Origin of the sequence: Vreelandella olivaria (genome assembly GCF_023507745.1) — a bacterium.
Lineage (GTDB): Bacteria > Pseudomonadota > Gammaproteobacteria > Pseudomonadales > Halomonadaceae > Vreelandella > Vreelandella olivaria_A.
In genome coordinates, this window is the sequence record NZ_JALPZO010000178.1 from 1 (window position 1) to 1,472 (window position 1,472).

The window sequence follows — 1,472 nt, forward strand, 5'->3', positions numbered from 1 at the left end:
CTGGGCGCGGACCGCGCCCTCCATATTGAAACCGACGAGCGCGCCGAATCCCTGGCGGTCGCCAAACTGCTGGCCAAGGTGGTTGGCGAAGAGCAGCCCGGCCTCGTGTTGCTTGGCAAGCAAGCCATTGATACCGACAACAACCAGACCGGCCAGATGCTCGCCGCGTTGACCCACCTGCCCCAGGGCACCTTTGCCTCTAACGTGGCCATTGAGGGCGACAAGGTCAATATCACCCGGGAAATTGACGGCGGCCTGCAAACCATCGCCCTGAGCCTGCCCGCCATTATTACCGCCGACCTGCGCCTCAACGAACCCCGCTACGCCAAGTTGCCGGACATCATGAAGGCCAAGAAAAAGCCGCTGGAGGTCAAAACCCCCGCCGACTACGGTGTTGAGGTCGCCTCCAGGGTCAGCCTGCTCAACGTAGAGCCCCCCGCAGAGCGCCAGGGTGGCATCAAAGTTGCCTCGGTAGATGAGCTGATCGACAAACTCAAAAACGAAGCCAAAGTGCTTTGATAGGAGCAAAATCCATGAGCATTCTGGTACTTGCCGACCTGCACGAAGGCCAACTGGCCGGAGCGACCGCCCACGTGATCACCGCCGCGAAAGCCATTGGCGGCGATATTGACGTTCTGGTGGCCGGAGACAGCGTGCACGCCGCCGCAGAAGCCGCTGCCAAACTCGATGGTGTCAGTAACGTGCGCGTTGCCGATAACGCCGTCTACGCCCACCAGCTCGCCGAACCCATGAGCGCCCTGCTGGCAGCACTGGCCGATGGCTACAGCCACGTGCTGGCCAGCGCCTCCACCACCGGTAAAAACGTCCTGCCCCGTCTTGCCGCGCTCAAAGATGTCAGCCAGCTCTCCGACATTATCGCGGTAGAGAGCGCAGACACCTTCAAGCGGCCCATCTATGCCGGGAACGCCATCGCCACGGTCAAAAGCGACGATACCCTCAAGGTCATCACCGTACGCACCACCGGCTTTGACGCCTGCCCTGATAGAGAGCGTGATAGCGGCAGCGCCCCGATAGAAGCGGTCGATGTGGTGGTCGAGAACAGCCAATCCTGCTTCGTCAAAGAAGAGCTGGCGCAATCCGACCGTCCGGAACTAAGCGGTGCCAAAATCGTCATCTCCGGCGGTCGCGGAATGGGCAATGGCGACAACTTCAAGCTGCTGGATGGCATTGCCGACAAACTGGGCGCCGCCATTGGTGCCTCCCGTGCGGCGGTAGACGCCGGTTTTGTGCCCAACGATATGCAGGTTGGCCAGACGGGTAAGATTGTCGCCCCGGATCTGTACATTGCCGTAGGTATTTCCGGAGCGATTCAACACCTGGCGGGCATGAAAGACTCCAAGGTGATCGTTGCGGTGAACAAAGACGAAGAAGCACCGATCTTCCAGGTGGCGGACTATGGTCTGGTGGGCGATCTGTTCGAGATTCTGCCGGAGCTTGAGAGCAAGTTGTAG

General features: G+C 60.3%; 2 protein-coding genes. Both read left to right on the forward strand.

What is annotated here, in order from left to right; translation table 11 throughout:
- Positions 1 to 519 (forward strand): electron transfer flavoprotein subunit beta/FixA family protein (locus HP566_RS20865; RefSeq protein ID WP_249979224.1); only part of this gene is annotated, 519 nt, incomplete at its 5' end.
- Positions 520 to 533: 14 nt separating this feature from the next.
- A complete protein-coding gene (locus tag HP566_RS20870; protein WP_249979225.1) occupies positions 534 to 1,472 on the forward strand; it encodes an electron transfer flavoprotein subunit alpha/FixB family protein in 939 nt (312 codons plus the stop codon).